Annotated in this window: 23 protein-coding genes, 2 pseudogenes and 1 riboswitch; of the genes and pseudogenes, 10 read left to right on the top strand and 15 right to left on the bottom strand. The window is 40.0% G+C overall.

From position 1 onward, the window contains the following. Positions 1-74 precede the first annotated feature (74 nt). On the top strand, positions 75-464 hold the full coding sequence (locus ACO1D1_RS05115) for a hypothetical protein (RefSeq protein WP_149868917.1): 390 nt from the start codon (positions 75-77) through the stop codon (positions 462-464). 44 nt (positions 465-508) lie between these two features. Here the strand turns inward: ACO1D1_RS05115 and ACO1D1_RS05110 are convergent, their stop codons facing one another. After that, positions 509-2,746, bottom strand: a complete 2,238-nt coding sequence (locus ACO1D1_RS05110; protein ID WP_423335182.1) for a sensor domain-containing protein — start codon at positions 2,744-2,746, stop codon at positions 509-511. A gap of 261 nt (positions 2,747-3,007) precedes the next feature. Between ACO1D1_RS05110 and ACO1D1_RS05105 the strand changes: the two genes are divergently transcribed. Further along, positions 3,008-3,523, top strand: a complete 516-nt coding sequence (locus ACO1D1_RS05105) for a DoxX family membrane protein (RefSeq protein ID WP_149872610.1) — start codon at positions 3,008-3,010, stop codon at positions 3,521-3,523. Between the two features lie 48 nt (positions 3,524-3,571). Here ACO1D1_RS05105 and ACO1D1_RS05100 read toward each other — a convergent pair whose 3' ends face one another. The 5 genes from ACO1D1_RS05100 to ACO1D1_RS05080 are packed head-to-tail and all read right to left on the bottom strand — an operon-like array spanning position 3,572 to position 9,013. Further along, a complete protein-coding gene (locus ACO1D1_RS05100; protein ID WP_149868915.1) occupies positions 3,572-5,242 on the bottom strand; it encodes a glycoside hydrolase family 13 protein in 1,671 nt (556 codons plus the stop codon). Between the two features lie 27 nt (positions 5,243-5,269). Next, positions 5,270-6,238: a sugar phosphate isomerase/epimerase family protein gene (locus ACO1D1_RS05095; RefSeq protein ID WP_423335181.1), complete on the bottom strand. Its 969-nt coding sequence runs from the start codon at positions 6,236-6,238 to the stop codon at positions 5,270-5,272. Continuing rightward, positions 6,235-7,254 carry a Gfo/Idh/MocA family protein gene (locus ACO1D1_RS05090; protein WP_423335180.1) on the bottom strand — a complete coding sequence of 340 codons (1,020 nt, stop codon included), beginning with the start codon at positions 7,252-7,254 and terminating at the stop codon, positions 6,235-6,237. The genes ACO1D1_RS05095 and ACO1D1_RS05090 overlap by 4 nt, the downstream gene beginning before the upstream one ends. Beyond that, positions 7,251-8,285, bottom strand: a complete 1,035-nt coding sequence (locus tag ACO1D1_RS05085; protein WP_423335179.1) for a Gfo/Idh/MocA family protein — start codon at positions 8,283-8,285, stop codon at positions 7,251-7,253. Before ACO1D1_RS05085 ends, ACO1D1_RS05090 begins: the two co-directional genes overlap by 4 nt. Before the next feature lie 2 nt (positions 8,286-8,287). Next, the gene (locus tag ACO1D1_RS05080) at positions 8,288-9,013 is read right to left on the bottom strand and encodes a ThuA domain-containing protein (protein WP_423335178.1); all 726 of its coding nucleotides are present in this window, start codon (positions 9,011-9,013) and stop codon (positions 8,288-8,290) included. Positions 9,014-9,244: 231 nt separating this feature from the next. On the opposite strand from ACO1D1_RS05080, the gene ACO1D1_RS05075 reads away from it, so the two are divergent. Then, a complete protein-coding gene (locus tag ACO1D1_RS05075; RefSeq protein WP_423335177.1) occupies positions 9,245-10,018 on the top strand; it encodes a helix-turn-helix domain-containing protein in 774 nt (257 codons plus the stop codon). 61 nt (positions 10,019-10,079) lie between these two features. Here the strand turns inward: ACO1D1_RS05075 and ACO1D1_RS05070 are convergent, their stop codons facing one another. Continuing rightward, positions 10,080-11,657 carry a response regulator gene (locus ACO1D1_RS05070; protein WP_423335176.1) on the bottom strand — a complete coding sequence of 526 codons (1,578 nt, stop codon included), beginning with the start codon at positions 11,655-11,657 and terminating at the stop codon, positions 10,080-10,082. Continuing rightward, positions 11,654-13,435, bottom strand: a complete 1,782-nt coding sequence (locus ACO1D1_RS05065) for a sensor histidine kinase (protein WP_223820905.1) — start codon at positions 13,433-13,435, stop codon at positions 11,654-11,656. Before ACO1D1_RS05065 ends, ACO1D1_RS05070 begins: the two co-directional genes overlap by 4 nt. 328 nt (positions 13,436-13,763) lie before the next feature. Between ACO1D1_RS05065 and ACO1D1_RS05060 the strand changes: the two genes are divergently transcribed. The 3 genes and pseudogenes from ACO1D1_RS05060 to ACO1D1_RS05050 all read left to right on the top strand — a co-directional run bounded on the left by ACO1D1_RS05060 (position 13,764) and on the right by ACO1D1_RS05050 (position 16,908). Next, entirely contained in the window at positions 13,764-14,690 is a 927-nt protein-coding gene (locus ACO1D1_RS05060) for a carbohydrate ABC transporter permease (protein WP_411675486.1), read from the top strand. Beyond that, positions 14,690-15,516 (top strand): annotated as a pseudogene (locus ACO1D1_RS05055) (carbohydrate ABC transporter permease). Before ACO1D1_RS05060 ends, ACO1D1_RS05055 begins: the two are co-directional and overlap by 1 nt. A gap of 93 nt (positions 15,517-15,609) precedes the next feature. Further along, entirely contained in the window at positions 15,610-16,908 is a 1,299-nt protein-coding gene (locus tag ACO1D1_RS05050; RefSeq protein WP_423335175.1) for an ABC transporter substrate-binding protein, read from the top strand. Between the two features lie 115 nt (positions 16,909-17,023). On the opposite strand, the gene ACO1D1_RS05045 is transcribed toward ACO1D1_RS05050, so the two are convergent. After that, positions 17,024-17,428: a globin gene (locus ACO1D1_RS05045; RefSeq protein ID WP_423335174.1), complete on the bottom strand. Its 405-nt coding sequence runs from the start codon at positions 17,426-17,428 to the stop codon at positions 17,024-17,026. A 219-nt stretch (positions 17,429-17,647) separates the two neighbouring features. On the opposite strand from ACO1D1_RS05045, the gene ACO1D1_RS05040 reads away from it, so the two are divergent. Both ACO1D1_RS05040 and ACO1D1_RS05035 read left to right on the top strand, forming a co-directional pair. After that, the gene (locus tag ACO1D1_RS05040; protein ID WP_149868904.1) at positions 17,648-18,001 is read left to right on the top strand and encodes a DMT family transporter; all 354 of its coding nucleotides are present in this window, start codon (positions 17,648-17,650) and stop codon (positions 17,999-18,001) included. A 3-nt stretch (positions 18,002-18,004) separates the two neighbouring features. After that, positions 18,005-18,319 (top strand): DMT family transporter, encoded by a 315-nt coding sequence (locus ACO1D1_RS05035; protein ID WP_149868903.1) that lies wholly within the window; start codon positions 18,005-18,007, stop codon positions 18,317-18,319. Between the two features lie 214 nt (positions 18,320-18,533). Here the strand turns inward: ACO1D1_RS05035 and ACO1D1_RS05030 are convergent. The 6 genes and pseudogenes from ACO1D1_RS05030 to ACO1D1_RS05005 all read right to left on the bottom strand — a co-directional run bounded on the left by ACO1D1_RS05030 (position 18,534) and on the right by ACO1D1_RS05005 (position 24,041). After that, positions 18,534-19,963, bottom strand: a pseudogene (locus ACO1D1_RS05030) (sucrose-6-phosphate hydrolase). Between the two features lie 69 nt (positions 19,964-20,032). Further along, positions 20,033-21,436, bottom strand: a complete 1,404-nt coding sequence (locus tag ACO1D1_RS05025; RefSeq protein WP_149868901.1) for a sucrose-specific PTS transporter subunit IIBC — start codon at positions 21,434-21,436, stop codon at positions 20,033-20,035. Positions 21,437-21,630: 194 nt separating this feature from the next. Then, positions 21,631-22,620, bottom strand: coding sequence for a LacI family DNA-binding transcriptional regulator (locus ACO1D1_RS05020; RefSeq protein ID WP_149868900.1), 990 nt, complete (start codon positions 22,618-22,620; stop codon positions 21,631-21,633). A gap of 81 nt (positions 22,621-22,701) precedes the next feature. Further along, positions 22,702-23,220, bottom strand: coding sequence for a GNAT family N-acetyltransferase (locus tag ACO1D1_RS05015; RefSeq protein ID WP_149868899.1), 519 nt, complete (start codon positions 23,218-23,220; stop codon positions 22,702-22,704). Between the two features lie 13 nt (positions 23,221-23,233). Continuing rightward, the gene (locus ACO1D1_RS05010) at positions 23,234-23,629 is read right to left on the bottom strand and encodes a VOC family protein (RefSeq protein WP_149868898.1); all 396 of its coding nucleotides are present in this window, start codon (positions 23,627-23,629) and stop codon (positions 23,234-23,236) included. A gap of 115 nt (positions 23,630-23,744) precedes the next feature. Beyond that, the gene (locus ACO1D1_RS05005; protein ID WP_423335173.1) at positions 23,745-24,041 is read right to left on the bottom strand and encodes a hypothetical protein; all 297 of its coding nucleotides are present in this window, start codon (positions 24,039-24,041) and stop codon (positions 23,745-23,747) included. Between the two features lie 330 nt (positions 24,042-24,371). Here ACO1D1_RS05005 and ACO1D1_RS05000 point away from each other — a divergent pair, with 330 nt between their 5' ends. Together ACO1D1_RS05000 and ACO1D1_RS04995 are read left to right on the top strand one after the other, a co-directional pair. Next, on the top strand, positions 24,372-24,743 hold the full coding sequence (locus ACO1D1_RS05000; protein ID WP_149868896.1) for a VOC family protein: 372 nt from the start codon (positions 24,372-24,374) through the stop codon (positions 24,741-24,743). A gap of 106 nt (positions 24,744-24,849) precedes the next feature. After that, positions 24,850-24,894: riboswitch (PreQ1 riboswitch) on the top strand. Between the two features lie 6 nt (positions 24,895-24,900). Further along, on the top strand, positions 24,901-25,452 hold the full coding sequence (locus ACO1D1_RS04995) for a QueT transporter family protein (protein ID WP_223820904.1): 552 nt from the start codon (positions 24,901-24,903) through the stop codon (positions 25,450-25,452). Positions 25,453-25,512 lie beyond the last annotated feature (60 nt).

Here is a 25,512-nt window from a genome sequence, read left to right as displayed (position 1 = left end):
CCAAGGAACCAATAATCCAATACTTTCATACCGTATATGGCCTTGTGTTTTTCTAGGTGAAAGGAGAGTGAAGCATGTACTACTACCCTTTTCATTATCCGGCTGTTCACCCAATGCCGTCTTATCCCGGCTACCCCGCAGCCTATCCTATTCCCCGTACGTATCCGCCAGTTGATACGAAAATTTTTGCGGGCTCAGTAAAGTCATTCCGCCTATTAATGGAACAAGGAAGTATATTATTAGACCGTTTAGGCGATCTTAATTTTTCAAAAAAATTGATGAGCGAGGCCCAGCAAGGAAAAAACGCTGAAGTAGATCAAATGATTAAATCTATTGGTTTAAAAGTGCCAGTGATAACGAAGTTTACCCCATCCGGTGTGAATTTCATCCTAACAACGGAACCAACCCAACAACATCCGAGTAATTGCTGCACCTTAACCGTGGCGATGAAATGGGGACAGTAAAACGAGTAGACACTTGTACATCATATAAAAAGTGGTACCCCCTTTTATGAATTAGGAGTACCACTTTTTCTGTTTGTATTCAAAAGATATTCTTCCATTTGTTCAGAAGGAATAGGCTTGCTGAATAAGTACCCTTGACCAATCTTACACTCATTCTTCTTCAAAAAGAAAAGTTGTTCATCGGTTTCAATACCCTCAGCTATAACGGTAAAATTCAAATTTAACCCCATATCAATTATCGTTTTAACCATCACACCTTGATTCGAATGATAAATAATATCATCGACAAATGTTTTATCGATTTTGATTTTATCAATTGGCAGATGCTTTAAATAACTTAGCGAAGAATAGCCTGTTCCAAAATCATCGATGGAAAGCAGCACACCACGCTTTTTTAGTTGATTAAGGATAATCGTTGAATTCTCCAAGTTTTGCATGATACTTTCGGTAATTTCCAGTTCCAATTGGTCCGCCTCAAGTCCTACCTCATCCAATACGGTTGAAATATATTCAATGAGATGATCATCTTCAAATTGGCGAACCGATACATTGACGGCGACTGGAACATGACAAAGACCTGCATTTCCCCAAGCTTTTCTTTGTATGCAGGCTTCCCACAACACCCATTTGCCGATTGGCACAATCAGCCCAGTTTCCTCCGCTAAAGGAATAAATTCAGAAGGGGCAATAAACCCGTGTTCCGGATGCTGCCAGCGAATTAATGCCTCAATTCCAACTAATTCCCCTGTTGCCAAAGAGATCTGCGGCTGATAATAAAGCGCCAACTGATTCTTTTCTATGGCTTTGCGCAATGCATTTTCCATCTCCATTTTCTGAACCGATAAACCATTCAAATTGGAGGAATAGAATCGGAAATTATTTTTCCCGCGTTCCTTTGCCTGGTACATTGCAATATCTGCATTTTTTATTAAGGATTCTTCATCTAACCCATCTGTTGGATAAAGACTGATGCCAATGCTAGGTGTGACAAAGAATTCTTGGCTGTTCACTTCCAATGGTTTAGAAAATTCATATAGGATTCGTTGGGCTACCACAGCGGCCCGTTCCTTATCCGTATCTTCGAGTAAAATAATAAATTCGTCCCCACCCTGTCTCGAGACAAACCCATCATCTTGAACGGCCATTTCTAATCTGTTCGCCACCCTTTGAAGAATCTTATCTCCAACGGTATGACCCTTCGTATCATTAATGACCTTAAACCGGTCTAGATCTAAAAATAAAACAGCGAGCAGATTACTATCTAGCTGCCGATTTAATACTTCGTTAAGGTGATTCCTAAACTGATTTCGGTTTGGCAGACTTGTCAATGAATCAAAATACGCCATATTTTGAATGGTCTTTTCAGCAATCTTTCGTTCAGTGATATCTCTGCCGACCACCTGGACCGCAAACCTGCCTTCATAAAAGATAGGTGCGGAAGCCATTTCAACATCAATGGTCTCCCCGTTCAGTTGTTTCACCTGAAATTCAAGTCTCTTACTTTTTTCATGATGTGTAACTCCCTTAATTCTGAAGGCTTCAATAATTTCTGCCGGGACAAAATTCAACGGTGATTGTCCAATTAACTCTTCAGGATGGCTTGCCCCAACTAACTTACAGCCAGCCTCATTAATATAATCAATTTTATCTTGGCTGACGACTGCAATAATATCTGGAGACATTTCTACTAAACTCCGATACCTGTCTTCACTTTCTTTCAGATCAGTTATATCAAATAAAACGCTGTTAAAATGATCAAGATTCCCTTGTAGACTAAGCGTTGGAAAACCTCTGTCTAAAATCCAGCGCACTTCCCCGTCTGGCCGAATAATTCGATACTCACTCGTCACAATTTCTCCCTGAGCAACTTTTGCTTTTCTTTTTGCCAAAATCGGTAAATCGTCTGGGTAAATAACTTTTTTCCAAAGTTGATGATCCTGATAAAAATCTTCTGACTCATATCCATATAATTTTTCAATCCCCTGGGTGATGAATAGCGTATCTGTTTTTAAATCATGCGACCATATAGCTACATCAAGGGTATCAAATATATTGTTTAATTTTTGTTTGTTTTGCATAAGCTCTTCTTCCGTGTTTACCCACCTTTTTAAGGTGACAATTAGAAATGGGATTATACCTAGGAGCACAACAATTGAGACATATCGAAAAACCACTATAGTAGAATGAAAGAATGAAGCGGTGATATCAAGAATTTCGGACATAGTAATCAAGCAAAAGAAAACGATCCATTTAAGTTGAAAGTGTTCGAGTTTAGGTCTCATTTGTCTTCTCCTTTTTTCTCTACAAAAGGCTGGCAAAAAATTTATGTAACTATAAAATAACAAAATTCGACTTTTTTAACAATTGAAGGATTTGGAAAATGAAAGTGATTACGCATTTTTTTCTATTGCACTGTTCATTTATTTGTCAAAACATTTCGAACAAACTTTGAACTTGTTACTATAGCCATGTTTTTTATATAAAAATCTAATATATTGGAAGTAGAAAGAGAAACAAATAATAAACGAAAGGCGGAAGGCATTATGTTTAACAAATTATTACGGGAAAATAAAATCTCTGCCGTCCTCTTAACAGTCATACGATTATACCTCGGCTATTCTTGGTTTACAGCAGGGTTACACAAAATAACAGGAGGATTTGACGCATCTGGATTTTTAAAAGGTGTGACAGCGAATCCGGTGAAAGGGCCGGATGGTACCGTAGTTTACGGCTGGTATGTTGAATTCTTAAAAGGATTTGCCCTTCCAAATGTAGACATATTTAACTTTATCGTTCCTTGGGGTGAATTATTAATCGGCTTAGGACTTCTCCTAGGATGCTTAACCACTGCCGCCATGTTCTTTGGTCTCGTCATGAACTTTAGCTTCTTCTTAGCAGGTACGGTTTCTCATAACCCAACAGACATATTCCTTGGATTTATCATCCTAGCCGCCGGTTATAATGCTGGTAGAATCGGTTTAGACAGGTGGGTCGTTCCTTTCATCAGAAAAATGAGCAAAAAAGGGATTGGCAATACAAAAGCAAAAGTGACTGCATAGCCTATTCTTCAAGGCAAAAGACGATTCGGAAATCCGAATCGTCTTGTTTTATTTCAATAAATATACTCTATTTTCATAAGGTTTAAGTGTGAATTCTTTACGTAATTTCTGTCCAGACACGTCATAATTGTGCAGAACAAGGTCAGACGTGGAATAGTTTACGCTTGACGGCAATTTAAACCTAGTTTCTTTTGCACTAAAGTTATTGATAACAATGGCCTGTCTGCTGCCTAATTTCCGTATATAAACAAACAGCCTAGGATGGTTTGCTAGTAATAATTCATAGGTGCCGTAAACAAACAATGGATTGTTCTTGCGTAGTTGAATCAATTTCTTATAAAAATTAAAAATAGAATCAGGATCGTTTACTTGTTTTTCAACGTTGATTTCCCTATAGTTTGGATTTATCCCAAGCCAGGTATGGTCAGCTATTGTAAATCCGCCCATGTTGGTGCCATTCCATTGCATCGGCGTTCGGGCATTGTCACGGCATTGCTTCCAAATTATCTCCATAATCTCATCATGTGGACGGCCTTTGGCTGTTTCGACATGGTAAAAGTTGACCATTCCGACATCATTATAATCTTCAATGGATGGGAATTGGATATTGGTCATTCCAATTTCCTGCCCTTGATAGATAAATGGCGTGCCCTTCATTAGGAAGTATAGGGCACCTAGCATCTTGGCACTTTCTTGCCAATATTTCTTATCGTCGCCCCAGCTTGAAACTCGGCGCGGCTGGTCATGGTTTTCAATGAATAAGGCGTTCCATCCCTTGCCTTCCAGCCCTTTTTGCCATTTGGTTAAGTTCTTCTTCAAAGCGCGTACATCTGTACCGCCTTTTGCATCCTTATTCCAAAGGTTCAAAAACTCAAATTGGAAAATCATATTGAAATAGCCGTTTTCTTCGCCAACCCAACGATCGGCATCATCTAGCCCGACCCCGTTTGCCTCGCCAACAGTCATCACGTCATAGTTCTTGATCGTTTTCTCAGAAAGTTCTCTTAACCACTCATCAATCCCATCCACATTCATCATTTTAGGAAAACATGGGACGTAATCTAAATGATCCGGGTTAGGCATATCTGGGAATCCCGGTTCTTTTTTAATATGAGAAATGGCATCCACACGAAAACCGTCGATACCTTTGTCGAGCCACCAATTCACCATGCTGTGGAGCGCATCCCGAACCTCAGAATTTTCCCAGTTTAAATCAGGCTGACGGGCAGAAAAGATGTGCATGAAATATTGATCCGTTTTTTTATCATACCTCCATGCAGGACCGCTGAAAATTGATTCCCAGTTATTTGGTTGTTTTCCAGCTTTACCATCTCTCCAAATGTACCAATCACGTTTTGGATTATCCTTGGAAGAACGGGATTCAATAAACCATGGATGTTCATCGCTTGTATGATTGATGACCAAATCTAGGATCAACTTCATACCGCGCTGATGAACGCCTTCTAGCAGCTCATCGAAATCGGCCATTGTCCCGAATTCATCCATAATATCTTGGTAATCAGAGATATCATAACCATTGTCATCATTTGGTGATTTGAACATTGGCGACAGCCAAATGACATCAATTCCCAGCTCTTTTAAGTAATCTAATTTGGATGTTACCCCTTTTAAATCACCAATCCCGTCCCCATTGCTATCCATGAAGCTTCGCGGGTAAACCTGATAGGCGACACTTTCTTTCCACCACTTTTTGCTCATGATGCACCTCTTTTTGAAAATTAGCCGTTAGACCCACCACATTTGCGATACAGGTTCTTCAATTATGACAGATTTTAAATTAACAACAGCCCGGTTAAAGCCTTCCTCAATCGACATAATCGGATCCTCATGCTCGATGCTGACCACATAATCATAACCGTACGTGCGAAGGGCGCTCATCATGTCCGACCATTCTTTTAAACTATGTCCACAGCCAACTGAACGGAAAGTCCAGGCACGTGAGCGCACTTCCCCGTATGGCTGCATATCCGTTAATCCATACATATTCACATTATCCTGATCAATGTATGTGTCTTTCGCATGGAAATGATGAATCGCATTTTCTTTTGCCAAAATTTTAATCGCTGCTACCGGATCAATCCCCTGCCACCATAGATGGCTTGGGTCTAAATTAGCACCAATGGCATCACATGTTTCCGCACGTAATTTTAACAACGTATATGGTGTATGAACTAAAAAACCTCCATGAAGTTCAAGACCAATTTTCACATTATGGTCCTTGGCATATTGGCCAACCTCTTTCCAGTATGGAATCAGCTTTTCGTCCCATTGCCACTGTAAAACGGAGCCGTATTCATTTGGCCATGGAGTAACAGGCCAGTTTGGATATTTCGCGCCATCATGGTCGCCTGCTGTTCCTGAAAAACAGTTCACTACAGGCACACCAAGTAAAGAAGCCAATTTAATCGTCTTTAAAAGAGTTTCATGAGAATTTACAGCAAATTCCTTTTCAGGGGAAATCGGATTGCCATGGCAGCTAAAAGCACTAATCATGAGACCACGCTCTGCAACCTTCTGAATATATTCGCGGCGGGCTTCTTCACTTTCCAATAACGTATCTAGATCACAATGATTGTTTCCCGGATAGCAGCCGGTTCCAATTTCAACCGCTTGTAATCCTGCATTTTTTACAGTATCCAGCATATCTTCAAATGATTTATCCGCAAAAAGTACGGTAAAAACACCTAGTTTCATAATGAATTCCTCCCACTCTCATAAATTCGGTCGATAATTTGTGAAACTTGCAATGCCTCTTCAGGCTTGACCGCTAGTTCTTCAAGTCCGACACATGCGTTGATAAAATTCTTAGCCTGCGGTAAATCTGGATCATCCTCACCCGGCAGCCAAGGAGCCCCGCTGTTTAATAGCATTCCGTTCTTTGAAGTATAAAGCTCCAATGGGAATACATTTATGCCGCCAGTGACACCTGAAATACTAACATTTGCAACATCATCTTTAATATTGGCTGCCCATGACGTTTCGAATAGCATTGATGCGCCATTTTCAAATTTCATATAAGCCGTGACATGATCATCCACATTAAAGGATTCGTGATCAAAGGTTCCCCATTGGTTCACTTGATCAGGAATTCTGCTTAACGCATTATAAGTGGTGCCTGACACCTCGATATGTTTTGGGTTTCCCATCAGCCAAAGGGCTAAATCAAGAAGATGGCAGCCAAAATCAATTAGGCTTCCCCCGCCTTGAAGGTCTTTATTGGTAAAAACGCCCCAGCCTGGAACTTTGCGGCGTCTTAATGCCTGGACCCTTACCACTAGCGGTGTTCCAACTTCCCCCATCACCTTTTTAGCCGCTTGTGCTTCTTTCATAAAACGGTAATGATAGGCAATCGCCAGTACCTTGCCCGCTTTTTGCGAAGCGTTTATCATCGCTTCGCACTCATCCGCATTAAGAGCCATCGGCTTCTCGCAAAGAACGTGTACTCCTGCCTCAAAAGCAGCAATCGTAATCTCAGCATGGAATTTATTTGGCGTACAAATACAAACGGCATCCACTTTTGAAAATAGATCCCGATAATCCGCAAAAACATATGGGATACTATGTTTCTCAGCGATTGCAAGAGCTCTTTCACTGTTTACATCACTTACTGCTGTTATTTCACAGATATCACTTAATTGAAGAAATGCAGGGATATGGCGGCCCTGTGCAATGCCGCCGACCCCGATTAAGCCAATTCGCAGTTTTTTCATCGTTCGTTCACTCTGACAATTTGTTTTGTTTCATTCGACTCAAGGGCCGCCAATATGACCGCTAATGATTTCATCCCTTCCTCACCAGGAACCGGCGGCTCCTCATTAAGAAGAATGCACTTCACAAACTTCTCAATCACGTGAGAATTATTTTGACCGCCCTCATCATTGGATTGAATTTTCCCAAGTTCGTATTTGACGACTTCACCATTCGCATATTGGACAACGAGTGAATGGGCGGGGTCTTCTTCTAAGCGAAGAATCGCCTTTTCACCATATATAATAGTAGAATTATCTTCTTTACTTACATAGGCCCAGCTAGCGGCAAGGGTTCCGATGATTCCGCTTTCTGTTTTTAATACACAAACTGCATTATCATCAACCGTTGCAAAGTCTTTCGCGCTCGTTTCTACAAAGGAACCCACTTCGGTAATTTCTTCTCCTAATACATATCGCAATAAGTCTGTTTTATGAACACCTAAATCGCCCATCGCGCCAACAAATGCTTTTTCTTTTTGGAAAAACCAGCCTTCCTTGCCCTCGACACTCCAGCCTTCCGGACCGCCATGTCCGAAGGCTGTACGGAAACTGTATATTTTGCCAATTTCACCGCTCGCAATTAATTGGCGTGCTTTTTTATGGGAAGGGACAAAACGCTGATTATGGGCAATCATCAACTTTTTGCCGCTATCTTTCGCAGCTGCAATCATGGCCTCCGCTTCTCTTTTCGATGTTGCCATTGGTTTTTCGCAAAGAACATGAACACCTGCTTCCAATGCCGCAATCGAGATGGGTGCATGAAGATAGTTTGGCGTACAAACGCTGACCGCATCAACCGTGCCGCTATTTAATAACTCTTCATAGCTTGAGTAGGCAGTGGCTTCAAACTTATCCGCTACTTGCTTTGCACGTGCTTCATTGATGTCACAAACAGCAATAAGCTCAACATTTTTATTAGCTTTATATTCTGGCAGATGGCGATGCTGGGCAATACTGCCGCATCCGATGACCCCAATTCTTAATTTTCCCATTGTTATTTTCCCCCTTTAATTTCTTCTAAAGGCTTAGCGTTTCCATAAACAGGGCGTTCCCGTTTCACTGGCTGTGCCCATTTCACTGCATTAATGATGACACGCTGAATTTGTTTATTATGATAGGTCGGATAGGTTTCATGACCAGGCCGGAAATAAAACACCTTACCATTTCCGCGTTTGTAGGTACATCCGCTGCGGAATACTTCGCCGCCTTCAAACCAGCTTGTAAAAATCAACTCATCTGGCTGTGGGATATCAAAATGCTCACCGTACATTTCTTCTTTTTCTAATTCGATATATTCAGAGATTCCTTCAGCAATCGGGTGGCTTGGGCTTACGACCCATAGGCGCTCTTTTTCGTCGGCTTCGCGCCACTTCAAATCACAGCTAGTCCCCATTAATGTTTTAAAGATTTTTGAAAAATGGCCGGAATGTAGGACAATCAGTCCCATGCCGTCAAGGACACGCTGCTGTACCTTTTGAACAATCTCATCTTTCACTTCACCGTGAGCGAGGTGCCCCCACCAAACTAATACATCCGTGTTAGCAAGTACTTCATCTGTTAAGCCGTGCTCCGGTTCATCCAGTGTAGCGGTTCCCGCTTCAAATCCTTCAGCTTGAAGGAAATCGGCAATGGCTCCATGGATTCCAGTCGGGTATATATCTTTGACAACGGGATTTTTTTGTTCGTGACGGTTTTCATTCCATACGGTTACTTTTAACATGATGATTGACACTCCTTTTTGATTGTTCGCTTTATCTTTATTTTAGAGAATGAGAGAATTATTGAAACGGCTTACATTGTCCGTTAGGGTGGAAAATATTGAACATAACATCCCCCCAATTCTTCAGACATTCCTTATTTGATTACATCTTATTATGAATATCAGTAAATAAATATAGATGATATAATGAAAACATCAACTATTTTGCTATTTATTTTTGAAGGTGAGCAAATGTCAACAAATATATTATTCTGCGCCTATTCAATTCACATAAATGGATACCATTCACAGCACAAATCCGGATATCCATCCTATCTATTTCGCCTGCAAACAGAAGGACTCTGCCAAGTGGTAGTGAAAGGTAGAAAAATGGAGGTTGGGAAAGGAGACCTCCTCCTTATTAAGCCGGGGGATCATTATGAATTACTAGTTAAAGAAGGGCAAATCAGCGGAGATTATCACATAATTTGCGAAGGTGCCTGGATTGATGAGTGGTGGAGTGGTTTCGACAAACCAGATATCTCTCGAATTGAATTGGATGAGAAGCTGTTAGCACTATGGCGCTATATTATGATTGAGAAACGCAGACCGGAATCCAGCCAAAATGAAGAGCTTATCGACTATTTATTGCGAGCTCTCTGTTTAACTTTGGAACGGGTCATCAGTGAAACAGGTCCTTCCTTCAACCACCCGTATTCAGTAACAAGGATGATGCGGTATATTGAAGAGCATGCCATGACAGCATTTAAAGTGGAAGATGTCGCCCGGCATGCCGGTCTTAGTATCTCGCGGTCTGTTCATTTATTCAAAAGCAGTGTTGGAAAAACGATGATGGAGTACGCGCAGGAAATTCGGCTTGCTGCGGCTATTGAGAGGATGAAGTATACCACAATGACACTCGAACAGATTGCTATGGATTGTGGCTTTGGGAGCTATCCTTATTTTCATAAGGTTTTTAAAAAGAAACATGGCATCGCCCCTGGTGCTTACAGGCGGATCGAATAAAAAGATTTTTGCATAAAAAAGAGCAGTTAGCCGTATTTTGGCACTGCCCCCATTGCATGTTTTACATGGTTGAACGATATTCATTCGGTGTAACACCTATCACCTTTTTAAACACCTTCCGGAAGTATTTATCATCCTGATAGCCAACCATGTTCGCTATTTCGTAAATCTTTAACTGACTATTTTTCAATAAAGATTTGGCTCGTTCCATGCGGAACTTCACGATATAATCAGAGATGTTTACATTAAACTCTTGTTTGAACTTCCTCGAGATATATTCCCTGCTAATATAGAAGTGATCTGATATTTCCTGCAGCTTCACATCACGGTCAAAATTGGCCTGCAGGTATTTTTCAATTTCAACTATTACATTACTAGTGTTCTGACTCGTCTTCCGCTTTACTTTTTTCAAAAAAAGCGCAATCTCCCGCTTAATCCTCTGTTTATATTTTTCCAGCTGAAAGGTGCCGCTCTTGTCAAAAAAAACATCCATCCGTTTTTCAATATCATCCGATACTTTCAACGTAATAGTATAAGTTTTAAACCAGCGATTACTAATCATTAAATATTCATTTTCTAAATGGAGTAGTTGTTTTAAGGATAAATACTGATTTTCGGTATAATCCCTCGCTATTTGCTCAATCAATTCCTCAAATGCTCCGATTTCACCTACTTGTACAGCTAATTCGATATTTGCTGTATAGACCATCAAGCTTTTTAACGTTTCCACTGACAGTACATCCTGCCGATACACACGGTTTTCCGTTTCCTTCAAAAGATTGCTAGTTAGCATTACTTGTTTTGCATGCTGATAAGAATCAATCAACCTAGTGCTCTTATCAACTGTTTTTCCAATCGCAATCGGACAGGACATATGGATCGTATCATTAATCGTCTTATAAATTTGCGCTAAAAGCTCCTCAATTCGGTCAAACTGTTTCCAAAAAATAATGACAATTTCGCCCTTATTAGCCAAATATCGAAAACCAATTCCACATTCACTTTCAAAAAGCAGTTCATTGATAATATTTAAGATGGTAAAGTATGTCAAGTCCCGGTCACCATTAAAAGCCTTACTCGCCTTTTGATTAATCCGGATGAGAACAACTGTATACTGCTGCGATGGATGAAACCCGAATTCTTCATACAAATCGATTTCGATTTTGTCACTGTTGATTAGCTGGGTTAGTTTACGGTCACGGTAAACGGGCTTCATCTCATTGATTAATTGTGCGCTGCTCGCCTTTTTCTCCCTGTCGTTTTCTTCTTTCTTCCATTCTTTAACGGCATTTTCCAATGTATGATTTAATATCTCTGGGTCGACAGGCTTTAACAAATAGTCCATACTCCCGAAATGAATGGCTTTTCGCATATAATGGTAATCATCGTAGCCGGTCACAACAATCGTTTTACTGGCGGGCTGGTTTTCCTTTATCCATTCTAACAGCAGCGTGCCATCCATTTTTGGCATCTTCATATCTGAAAAAATAATCTGCGGTTTGTGTGTTTGAATCAGTTGAATGGCTTCTTCTCCATTCCCTGCCTCAAAAATTTCCGTAATCCCATTCTGCTCCCATTCCCCTAGCAGCTTAATACCTTCGCGAACATGTTTTTCATCATCAACGATTAAAACTTTCATGAATGCTCCACCTCTTTTTGCATAACCCTTGGAATCTGGATCGTAACCATAAACCCGCCTTTTTCCAAGCTGTCAACAGACATAACAGCCTCAGTACCATAATAAATTTGCAGACGGTCATAGATATTTTTTAAACCGATTGATTCCCTCTGATTGCCTTCTAGAATGCGGCCTTCAAACAATTCTTGGCGAATTCTTACTAGCTGCTCTTCTGTTACGCCAATCCCATTGTCCTTGACAAAGATACAAACCATATCTTCAACATTTAAAGTGGCCTCGATATGAATCACTTCTTTTTCGACCTGTTGATCAAATCCATGCTTAAAACAATTTTCTACAATCGGCTGAAGGATCATTTTCGGGACAAGAATCCCTTCTACCTCTTTCTCAACTGAAATATGAAAATCAAGCTGTTCGTCAAATCGTTGTTTTTGTAATGATAGGTAGGCCTCAACATGCTTTATCTCTTTTTCAAACGGAACAATATCTTCCTTCATATTCATGCTGTATCTCATAATGTTTGATAATGATGTTAATAACGAATACACTGGGACTGCTTTCATTTTCAGCGCCAAGGTTCCAATCGACTGAAAGGCATTATATAAAAAATGCGGATTGATTTGCGATTGCAGTACCCGAAGCTGTGAGGATTTATTTTCAAGTTCTAATTTATATTCACGTAAAATCAGTTCATTAATTTGATCAAGCATACGTTTGAAATGGCGTCCGAGCATACCGATTTCATCATTCCCTAACGAGTCAAAATCAGCCTCAAACTCACCCTTCTCAACTTTTTTCATATTGCCAATCAATACTTTAATTGGAGCAGTGAGCTTAAAGGAAACCGCCATGGTGGCAAATAAAACAACCACAAGTGTAATCAAACCTATCACAATATTAATGAACGCTGTTTGTCTGGCACCTTGATAAAGGACATCATATGGAATACGTTTTACAATATACCAATTCTTATATGGAGCCGAAAATCTTTCAGAGACAATGACACCTGAAAATTGTTTATCCTTCCATTCAACGCTTTTTTCCTCTTGCGGTCTCTGCTTCACATGTTTAAACCAATTTTCATTATTCTTTTTTCCGATTTCCTTTTCCTCAGATGCGTAAATAATCGTTCCATTCTCATCCATTATATAAAGATCTTCTATATCTTTTGTGTATAATCGATCGGCAATCGCACTTATTTTTGAAAGATTAATATCAATCGATAAAAAACCTAAAAATCGGTCGGACGGAACGTCAAGCAAGATATTATGAAAGCTTAGTACATCCTTTTTTTGAGAGTTAGGAATGACTGATTGATGATTATAACTATATATTTCATGAGGCGGCTGTATCACCGAAAAATCGCTGGAGTGATGCAGCCGGGCATAGTAAGGATGCGAAAAAATATGTTCATACTTCCCTCTGCCGCTAATTCTTGAATGATAATTGGTATACGAATCTTTTCCTTTATCAATATAAAGATGCATTTGTTCAATTTCAGGTCGGGAATTAAATAAATAGGCAAGCGCTCTTCGTACTTCCTCTTGACTTGTAATAAAGTCCTGTGAAATCCCATCCCGCATCACATTCATAAACGGTGTATAGCGGTAAAGAACGGTAGACATTTGTGCCACATCGTCTAAATAAACGGTAAGCTCTTCCTCACCTTTTTCGATCAGCTCATGGTTTGTTGAAACAAATCGATTATTAAGTGATTGGGTCGTCTGATAATAGGTAATGGCGATGGAGCTTCCAAAAGGGAGAACCGTTACTGCCATTAAAAAAATGATTAACTTTTTCCGAATGCTCCATCCCATATTGATCGGTTAGTATTCATCTTGAATCAAGACTAACCTTCCTCCCCGCCAGCTTGTTGTAAATTCATTTAAAAAAAAGGATTTTCCCTTATAGTACCATAATTTAACCAAGCCTTTCATATTGATGGAGAATATTGTTTTGATTGATGGTGAAAATTACAGTTCAATATTTTCCACCCTATTGGTCAATGTAAGCCGTTTCATAATTTTCTAAAATCACTAAAATTAAGGTATAGGAGGTGCAGTCGTGAATAACCAAAGTAAAGTAGAAACCATAAAGAATACGGTCATGAATGAACGAACGAAGAAAAATGTCAAAGAGTCAGTTTCCTTAAATAGAAAGAAAAAGCTGAAAGACGCAGGGTTATTCGCCCTATTTGTCGGTCCGGTCTTCCTTGCATTTACCTTAATCGTCCTTGTCCCTTTCTTTACAGGTATTTATTATTCCTTTACCGACTGGAACGGAATAACTGGTAACATTAAATGGGTTGGACTCGATAACTTTAAATACTTATTTACCGAGGACAAGCAATTCCAGCAGTCCTTCCTACTTACTACGAAATATACAGTAGTAGCTATTATTTTAACGAATCTGATCGGGTTTGGATTAGCCCTGCTAGTCACCCAAAAGTTGAAGACAAGTAACGTTCTGCGCACCGTTTTCTTCATGCCGAACATGGTCGGTGGTCTGTTACTAGGATTTATCTGGCAGTTTATTTTTGTGAAAGGTTTTGCTTCCATCGGCCAATTAACAGGGATTCCATTTTTTGAATTAGCATGGCTAGGGGATGCGAATACAGCTTTTTGGGGAATTGTGATTGTTAGTGTTTGGCAGGGTGCTGGTTATATCATGATTATCTATATTGCCGCCTTGCAAAACGTCCCGCAGGAATTAATCGAAGCGGCGAAAATAGATGGAGCAAATAGATGGCAGATTCTAAGACACATCACGATGCCGCTAGTTGCACCAGCCGTTACCATCTGCTTATTCTTAACAACAGCTTCATCATTTAAGATTTTCGACGCTAACCTGTCGTTAACGAACGGTGGTCCATTTAAATCAACTGAGATGTTAGCGCTTAATATTTACACTGAAGCTTTCGTCAATAACCGTTATGGAATTGGTGAAGCAAAGGCATTGATTTTCTTCATCGTTGTTGCGGCGATTACCGTCCTTCAAGTAACGATTTCGAAGAAGAGGGAGGTTGAATCATAATGGGAAACAGGTATACAGGTAAGACTTTTATTGGCGAAATCCTTGCCATCGTGCTTGGTCTTGTCTTTTTAATTCCATTCTATTATTTGATTACAAACTCTCTGAAACCCTTCGCTGAAATATTAAGTAACACATCTGCTTTACCAAAGGTATTAATGCTAGATAACTATGTAAACGCATTCGAAAAATTAGATTATCTAAAAGTATTTACAAATTCTTTGATTATCACGGTTGTAAGTAATGTTGTTTTAGTTGTCTTTTGTTCAATGGCAGCATACATGCTGGTTCGAACAAAAAGAAAATCAGTAATGTGATTTTTATGACTTTCGTTGCAGCGATGATCATTCCCTTTCAATCGATAATGATTCCGCTGATCAAAACAGCAGGCAATTTGGGAATGTTAAATAGCATTTGGGGTCTTGTTATCATGTACCTTGGATTTGGATCCGGAATGACCATCTTCTTATATCACGGTTTTGTTAAAGGTATCCCAATTGAACTTGAAGAAGCCGCCATCATTGATGGATGTTCAAGGTTCGGCGTGTTCTGGAGAATTGTGTTTCCATTGTTAAAACCAATTACGGTCACCATTGTCATCCTTAACAGCTTATGGATCTGGAATGACTACTTATTACCATCACTGGTCCTTCAGGATCCTGGATTAAGAACCATTCCATTAGCAACGTTTTTCTTCTTTGGCCAGTATACAAAGCAATGGGATTTAGCACTGGCAGCACTTGTTCTTGGTATCATCCCTTTGTTAATTTTCTTCTTCACAATGCAAAAACATATTATCAAGGGTATCACCAGCGGTTCGATCAAATAACTTACTTTTGGGATCAAACCCAGCTGGCTGAATCATAACAGACAGCTGGGGCTTATATAAAAATTAGATATAAACATTCAGGAGGGAAAACAAATGGCTTTCAAAAAATATTCAATTGCAGCGGGAATTTTATCGGCTTCACTTCTATTAGGTGCTTGTGGCAACAGCGATAGTGCCTCTGGGGATAAGAAAGACGGCGGCAGCAAAGATGGAAAAGTAGTAGTCGATATCTTCAACGGTAAGGTTGAAATTGCCGACCAATTGAAAGCGTTAACAGATAAATATACAAAAGAGCATCCAGAAGTTACGTTTAACATTGAATCAGTCGGCGGCGGTGCAGATGGTTCTGCAGCTCTAAAAGCAAAATTTGCTTCTAACAAAGCCCCTGATATCTTCGGTAACGGCGGTTATCAAGAAGCTGTTACATGGAAAGATAAATTTGAAGATTTATCTGATCAGCCTTGGGTAAAAGATGCTTATGAAAATGCACTAAAACCAATGACAATGGATGGAAAAATCTACGGACAGCCTGTTAACATGGAAGGCTATGGTTTCGCATACAATAAAAAGTTATTTGAAAAAGCAGGGATTACAGAACTTCCTAAAACCTATTCAGAATTGGAAGCAGCAGCGAAAAAACTAAAGGATGCGGGCATTACGCCTTTCTCAGTGGGCTATGCTGAGTGGTGGGTATTAGCAAACCATGGTCTTAACGTTCCATTTGCTTACCAGCAAGCTGATGATGAAAGCTTCATCCCAGGCTTAAACGAGAGTAAAACGAAAATCGAAGGCAACAAATACTTCGAAGATTATTTAAAACTTGTAGATTTAACGGTTAAATATGGTAACAAAAATCCATTAACAACAGACTATAACACAGAAGTAACACAATTCGCTAACGGCGAAACAGCGATGATTCAACAAGGTAACTGGATCCAGCCAATGCTTGATAAATTAAACCCTGGCATGGAAGTTGGCTTCATTCCACTAGCCTTAACAGATGATGCTGCGCAAGCAGATAAGTTAATGGTTGACGTACCAACGAACTGGGTTGTGTATAACAAAGCTCCTGAAGCAGACAAAAAAGCAGCAAAAGATTTCTTAAACTGGATCGTTTCATCTGATGAAGGTAAAGAAGCATTAGTAAAGGAGTTCAAATACATTCCTGCTTTCAAAACTATTGAAGCAAAAGCAGAAGATATTGGACCTCTAGGTGCTGATCTTCAGAAATATTCACAAGACGGCAAAACTTATTCTTGGCAGTTCATGAAATATCCTGATGGTGCAGGTCAAGAATTCGGTGCAACATTACAAGCATATGTTGGCAACCAAAAATCTAAAGACGAAACGCTTAAAGCTCTCGATGCAACGTGGGCTAAGTTGAAGAAATAATAGTGGTACGCGAAAACTCCTTTCATAGCGAAAGGAGTTTCTTTTTGATTATATTAGAAATCCCGCCCCCACTGTATTTTTTACTGTCAATGGGTGGGATTCTTTTTTACATTTCTTACTCGCTATCAGGTGTGTTAACCATGATACCGGCTACTTGTGTTAACCGGTCATAAAAGGCAAGTCCCGCCGGATTTTGATCGAGACCAATCTCCTGAAAGGCCTCCCTCATGCAGCGAAGCCAGCACTGTGCCCTTCTTGGTGTTACTTCAAATGGCAAATGGCGCTCTCTCATCGCCGGCGGTCCAAATTCCTGGCTGTAAAGGGCCGGGCCGCCTAAAAATTGCGGCAGAAACATCCGCTGCTTTCGTTTAATTTCTTCCATATCCCCTTCAAATAGAGGTGCTAATTCCGGATCGTCGTAAACCCGCGGATAAAAGGCATTGACAAGCTTATCAATCGTTTCCTGTCCGCCGATTTCACTATATAGAGATTTAAAACTATATTCCACTTTTCTCACCATCCACTTTTAATTTTCCCCTGGTTTTAATAATTATAATGTTTAAACGGAAAGAGTTTCGTGATTTATATCACACTTATTCGCCATTCCGAAAAGTTTCCAAACAGGCACAGGCAGTAATAAACTACTCTTTCGGTAGGTATGGTATTCTAAGATAATATGAAGGATTCTCTCTGGGAATAGTAAGGAGACTATATCAGGGAGCTTCAAGAGGTGAATAAAATGAATAAAGCCTGGTTTTATGTAGTTTTAACTTGTTTATTTGAATTAATGTGGGTATACGGTTTTAATACTGCTGATACTTGGTGGAAATGGGCAATTGTCATTAGTATTATCGCCATCGACTTCCACTACCTTCCAAAAGCATGCGTGAGCCTCCCTACAGGCACGGTTTATGCCGTCTTTTCAGGAGTTGGAACAGTCGGAACCGTGCTAATGGATGTCTTCCTTTTTGGAGGGAATTTCAATTTGAACATGCTTTTGTTTATTGTGCTAATCATGATCGGGGTCATCGGCCTGAACTTAGCTGATAATAAGGCAGAGGTAAAAAAAGAATCCGTGAAAGGAGCTGCCTAAAGTATGGGCTGGATATTTGTTCTTTTAGCAGCCGCCAGTGAGGTCACCGGTGCCGCCGGCTTAAAATTGTATAGCCAGCAAAAAACGTTAAGAAATGGCGTCCTTTATATTGGCGGGTTCAGTGCTTCGTTTGCTTTTTTATATGCATCTTTTCATTATTTACAGCTCAGTATCGCCTATATTGTTTGGATCGGAATCGGGACTGCAGGTGCCGTACTGATTAACATCCTTCTTTTTGGAGAATCGAAAAATATTGGGCGTATTATTAGTGTTGTATTAATTATCATTGGGGTTATCGGATTACAGGCATTTTCATGAAATTTTTCATTAAAAATAACTCAGGGGATGCACATACGTATCTCTCTGAGTTATTATTGATCCGCTAATCGTTCATTCCGTTCTATTTTTATCAACCGTAACCGTTAGAAAAAGGATACCATTATAAAATGGCACCCTGCTAGAAACCTCTATTCCGCTAACGTTGGCAGGCCAGTCATGGCCCCTTTTTCCTCTCCTAAACCTATGATTCCGTTCAATACACACCTCCTAGGTTCCACTTTCTCAAACTAAATGGTGCCGTCCCATCAAAGCTGATTTCTTTGTCGTCCAGATTCGGAAAATATCGTGCCGTAAACACTTCCTGCCCATCATTAATAAAAATTTCTAACGAAGAATGATCAATAAAGATGTGAAGCTTCTCAAGAGAATCAATACAGCAAATTCTTTTTTCCCATAGTCCTGTTTTTACGTTCCTTCTTTTCAAACTAATTTCCTTCTTCAGTGAGTCATAAAACAGAACGGCCTCATGACGGAAATCCGCTTCAAATGTCCCCTTAACAGAGCATTGAAAATCAATCACTACCTCTGCGGAACCCACTCCATCCAAGCTAGCATGATTCCTGCTCTCCAGACTCATTTCTTCATTTCGAAGCTTCTTTAGCTCCTCTACCGGCTTTTGAAAAATATGATCCCCCCGTAGATCCAGTTCCCGCGGGATGGTCAAAGCATGAACCCATTTACTTCCAATTGTTGGATGGTGGGGTTCGCTCTCATCCGTAATCCCCATCCATCCATAAAGTAGCGTCCGTCCCGATTCATCCGTAAAGGTTTGCGGTGCATAAAAATCAAAACCACGATCAAGTTCTGTAAACGGTCCATGCTGAAATTGAACAGCTTTATAATCTAATTTTCCTGTGAAATAGCCTGATTGAAAGATATTATGGTAAAAATAGCCGCTAGGCTCCAGACCTTGCGGTGAAACAATTAATATTTCTTTGCCGTTTAATTGAATGAGATCAGGACACTCCCACATATAACCAAAATCACCAAGACCGTTCATTCCAGAACCGCCAACTGCGCCAAGCTCCTGCCAATGATATAAATCGTCCGAAACAAATAAAACTACCAGCCCTCTCTCCGACAATGTCTGCGCACCAATAATCATATACCAGCGCCCATTTCTTTTCCAAACCTTCGGATCACGAAAGTGGGCTGTATATCCTTCGGCAGCCTTAATACCGGTCCTTTTTTATCAAAATGAATGCCATCGGCAGAAACGGCCAAGCATTGATACGTTTCACGCGTACCGTCATCCAGCTTCACATTGCCAGTGTAAAATAGATAGAGATGTCCATCTGACTCTATTGCACTTCCGGAGTAACAGCCGTTTTTTTCATACCACTCACTAGGAGCCAAAGCAATCGGCTCCTCCTGCCAATTGACCATATCCCTAGATGTATAATGGCCCCAAAACTTAGCACCATGCGCGGTCTGAAATGGGTTCCATTGATAAAACACATGATAGACCCCGTTAATTTGAATGAGTCCATTTGGGTCGTTCAACAGACCTACCGGAGGCATAAGGTGATAGGTTAGCCGATAAGGATCTTGTTGAACGATATGCCTATATTTTTTCACTTCATTGTATGCCTGATCTATAAGGAGTACTTCCTTTTCTGTCATGCAAGCTCCTCCTTGATGTATGTTTTATGAAAGAAAAGGCAAGATAAGTCTTGCCTTTTTTTAAAAAAATTATCGTTCAATTTCCTGCTTCACTTTATCGGAGAACCCGAACATCCAGGTTAAAATGAACGCAACCGCAATCGCAACTATATTGACAAGGATGTACAACAGGATCTGTCCGTTTAAATAGAGCAGGGTCCCAGGAATAACCGTAACTGCCATCCCAGTTGCTTTAAGGCCAAAAATCGATGCTAAAAATCCGCCGGCAGCGCCGCCAATTAATGCCATAATGAATGGTTTGCCGTAGCGTAAGTTCACCCCAAAAATTGCCGGTTCGGTAATACCTAAAAATGCTGAAAAGGCTGAAGGCAGCGCAAGTGCTTTTAACTTCTTTGACTTTGTCTTTAAGCCAACTGCAAGTGCTGCACCGCCTTGAGCAGCCACCGCACAGGTAACAATGGCATTGTATGGGTTATTGTGGAATTGGGATAATAGCTGAATTTCCAGCATGTTGAAAATATGGTGAACACCAGTAATAACAATGACCTGGTTAAGTCCGCCAATTAAGATACCACTGATACCAAATGGCCATGAAAGGACAGTCGTTGCTACATCTAAAATATTTTGCTCCACAATATGAAAAACTGGTCCAATCACTAACAAGGAGAGTGTAATCATAAGTAAAAGCGTCAGAAATGGTGTAACAATTAAGTCTAATGCTTCCGGCACACGTTTTCTTATGAGTCTTTCAAGTTTTGCACCAATAATCCCCGCAATAAAAGCTGGCAAGACGGAACCTTGGTACCCAACGACAGGAATAAAGTCTAGAAAATAAAGCGGCTTCACGTCACCGCCAGCCACCCCCCAGGCATTTGGCAAGGCAGGTGAGACAAGCATTAAGCCTAAGACCAAACCAATGATTGGCGTTCCGCCGAACACTCTAAACGTTGACCAGGCAACAAGGGCTGGCAGGAATATAAAAGCCGTATCTGTTAATACTTGTGTAAAAAGAATAAAGTTTTGCGAAATATCTTCCGGCTTCATCCCAAATAACGCCAAAACTTGTTCCTGCATCACTAAACCGCGAAGTCCCATAAATAATCCCGTTGCAACCAAGACTGGAATAATTGGAACAAATACATCTCCAAATGTACGAATGGCTCTTTGGAACCTTGAGCCGCTTTTGACTGCTTCTTTTTTCTGGTCAGAGGCTGATAAAGTATCAAGGCCAAGGTGGGTAACCTCTTCATAAATTTTATTTACTGTTCCAGTTCCAAAAATGATTTGGTATTGGCCAGAGTTAAAAAAAGCACCCTTCACTTTATTTATGTTTTCAACCTTTACTTGGTTGATTTTTTCTTTATCATTTACCATTATTCGAAGCCGGGTCGCGCAGTGGGCAACCGATTGAATGTTGTCTTTACCCCCGACAGCTTCGATGACTTCTTCTGCTATTATTTTGTTTTCAGACATTTTATTCACCTCAAATAATTTAGTTTGTGTATATGGAATCGATTACACATTAATAAAAAAAATAAGAGCAGTGGCCTTCATATTTTGGAACCAACGAAGAAATATATTCATCTGTTTTTGTGGAATCGATTCCACAAAAGTAAAAAAATAAAGTGTAACCTAGGAAATATCACATGAAATCGATTACACATTTATTATATACTCTCACGTTCAATAAGTCTATGATTTATTGTCTTAATTATTTCATGGGAATGTTCTCCATTAATTTTTTTCAGGATTAATGCAGCTGCTTCACGTCCGGCCTCTTCAATGGAAAAATCAATCGTTGTTAAGGAGGGGCTGATAAACTTGGATAATTCTGAAGCCCCCATGCCTGCAATCGCTAAATCGGCTGGGATTGTTAAACCAGTTTCTTTTGCGTACTGCATCGCACCGATCGCGAGCCTGTCTGTTACAGCTAAAACAGCTGTTGGCAAAATAGTGGAAGTATCCATAATAGACTTCATACATTCGAACCCTGATTCTACATTAAAAACCCCTTTTTGAACCCAATTCTCCTCAACTACTAAGCGATTTTCCTTCATTGCATCTTCATAGCCCTTTTTCCGTAAATACCCTACAGCTCTATCCTTCTCGTCAACTCCGATGAAAGCAATGCGATGATGCCCTTTTTGTATGAAGTAATTCACTAGATCTTTTGTTGCTTGATAATCATCAAAAATGACATTTGCCAGGCCGGTCATATACTGTCCTACCGTGACAAAAGGGATTTTTAATTGAAAAATTTCCTCCAAAAGCGGGGAGTTAACATTCGTTGCTGACAAAATAATTCCATCAGCATGCCGGCTTTTCAATAGCCGTAAATATTCAATTTCCTTATCTGGTTCAAGGTTTGTATTTGTTAAGAGAATTTGATATCCTTCTTTGGCAAGAATTTCATCCATTCCCTTCACAAGTCGGCTAGATGTTTCTGTACTGATTTTAGGCAGGACCACGCCAATGACCTTTGTCTTTTTTGTACGCAGCGATTTTGCATTTTCACTCGGAACATAACCCGTTTCCTCAATTACCTTTAATACTCTTTTTTTTGCTTCTTCACTTACATAACCGGAACTATTCAATACCCTTGAAACGGTTGTCCGGGAAACTTTCGCCCTTTCGGCAATCTCATTAATCGTTACCATGAATAGTTCCTCCTGCATCCCTTACTGGTCTACAATTATTTTACACAAGTGTTGGAAAAATGAAAGGTTTTTTAGCACAGGTTAAAATAGTTTTTCATAACAGAAATACGTCCCATGCCCGGCAGGTTTTGACTTAAAGTTTACTTCCCCCGTCTTTTTGTAACCTCTTTTTTCATAAAAGCCTAATGATCCTTTGTTTCCGGAATAAGCATCGAGCCGTATTCCATCATACCCCTGTTCCTTAGCCATATTTTCGGCAAATTGGAGCATGTCCCCCCCATATCCTTTTCCTTGAACAGATGGATGTGTGCAAAAGGAATGAAGGATCAAATAGGTACCTGCCTTATTCGTCCAGTTGACCTCGTCCCATTCATCAATCTGCCATTCGTTTAGTACCATTGCTCCGAGTATTGTCGTTTCATTATGTAAAATAAACAGTTCCTTTTCGTTAATCGTATGTGCAAAATACTCTTTATTCGGATACTCATCATCCCATTGATAGATTTCCTGTTGCTGCAGTGCCTCTTTACAATCTTGGAAAAGCTGATCAACCCTTATTAAATCTGCCGCGGTTGCCAATGAAATTTGTTCTTCTCCCATATCTCTTTCCCCTTTATATATTATTGCCAGGTGCTACTACCTCTACTTTAATTCGATCCGGATCTTCAAAATAAACAGCATAGTGTGATCCTCCTCCGGCATATGGATGTTTATCCTGATATAGAATTGTTATCCCTTTTTCCCGTAATTGTTCTGTCAGTTGATCGACCTGTTCTATGGATCGTGCATGGAAGGCCAAATGATTTAAACCGACTCTTGACCGATGGTAAGGAATATCGAGAAATCGTTCTTCCGCCTGTACAAATACGATATACGTTTCGCCGCATTTCCAGCTGGTACCCGACTCCCACTTCTGATATGGCTCGTAGCCTAATTCCGTTAAAAACCAGTTCCAAAATTCGCCCGATTTCGTTAAATCAGATACATAGATTTCAAGATGGTGCAGCATACCGGTTTCCCCTTTTCTCACGACCTTCTATCCTGATTGTAACATTTCACCGTTATCAGGTAATCAAAAAAAACCACAAGTGGTAGGGATCACCCAGCTTGTGGCGGAGTTGCATTTATGAAAAGATTTTTTCTATAATCGTTTTTGGCTTTTTCCGTATTTTTTCAATAATGGTTTGAAAACCGTACATCAGAATCGATTTGCCCAAAAATAATATTCCCATCTGATAATGCTTCATTCTGAACAAAGAAACAATCCCCATCTTTCTGAGAATGACCATTCCTGGGTGAACAAACAAATAGTCAATAACCGAGTTTAGTATTAGGAAACGAAAAAAATTTCCAAAGGTAAATTTTAATATCCATATGGAGCCGATGAAAAATGGCCCAACGATAAAAGGAATTTCACCCATAAAGTTTGGAATTAGTTTCTCATAAAATCGCCACCACCCCCGTTTTTTTGCCAACAAACTCTCAACTGTAACCCAGATACACACAAATAGTGCACCCGGATAAAACCGCCGGAACGATTTTTTCCCTAACATGGGTAAGGACAGCCAGGGGACTATGATCAAAGCAATCAAGAACATTTTATTATACTTCATCTATCAGCCATTCCTTTTTTTCTTTTAGTATGCCCAAGAAGAAAAATAATATTAATTTACCTATTATTTTTTGAAAAGTAAGTTAATTTAGCATAAAATGTAATAGATTGTAATGACATTGCGATGGGGGAAATTCTAATGACAACAATTCAAGGTATTGGACAAATTGGAGTGCCTGTGAAGAATATTGAAAGAGCTGTAACATTTTATAAGGAGGTATTGGCGCTTCCACTGCTGTTTCATACTGAAACAATGGCATTTTTTGAATGCAATGGGCTCCGACTTCTTCTGAGTTTGCCGGAGAAGGAACAATTTGCGCATCCAAGTTCGGTGATATATTTTCAGGTCGATGATATTAAAGCCGCTTACCAGGATTTTATTGAAAAAGGGATTTCTTTTATTGGTGAACCGCATGTCGTTGCAAAAATCGGACAAACCGAGACTTGGATGGCGTTTTTCAAAGACCCTGAAGACAATATTCATGCGTTAATGAGTGAAGTACATACTTAAAGATGAAAGGGATACCGTTTTAGAGCGGTATCCTTTATTTTTCCAAAATAGTGTCATTGACTGGTGATTTCTTTTATATTAATATATTAGTTTGCAAGTAATATATTTTAACGTGGTTCGAGAACCTCCCACGTAAAAAAACTAAGGAGAAATGAATATGGAGAAAACAACTAACACATTGGCACAGCCAATTGGAGCCAATTCTGCTGGAACTGTCCGTGCAGGCAAAGTGCAGGGAATTGTCACGGGTGGGATTATTGCTGCATTGTACATTGCAGTTTCGGCCTTGATCCAGCCATTTGGATTTACTCAAGTCCAATTCCGTGTATCGGAGATGTTCAATCACCTCATTGTTTTTAACAAAAAGTACATTTATGGAATCGTTCTTGGTGTATTTTTAACGAATTTGTTCTTTTCACCAATGAAAGCCTATGACCTGATTTTCGGTGTCGGTCAATCAGTGATTGCCTTGTTAATCACGATTGCATGCGCACGTTTTATCAAAGGGTTGTGGGCGAGGATGATTGTCAATACTCTTGTATTCACGTTCACGATGTTCTTGATTGCCCTTGAACTCCACTTGGCGTTTGATCTGCCATTCATGTTCACGTGGCTGACAACAGCAGTTGGTGAATTTGTCGTGATGGCCATTGGTATGCCAGTTATGTACATGATTAATAAACGTGTTCGTTTTGATAAAATGATTTAAAAAGGAAAGCGGAAGGCGCCTGTCTATCGGCGTATGGCCTGGAACTCTCCAACTGAGATA

The sequence above is a fragment of the Neobacillus sp. 19 genome, from assembly GCF_049463095.1.
Classification (GTDB): Bacteria; Bacillota; Bacilli; order Bacillales; family Cytobacillaceae; genus Neobacillus.
This window is presented reverse-complemented; position numbering and strand designations above follow the sequence as displayed.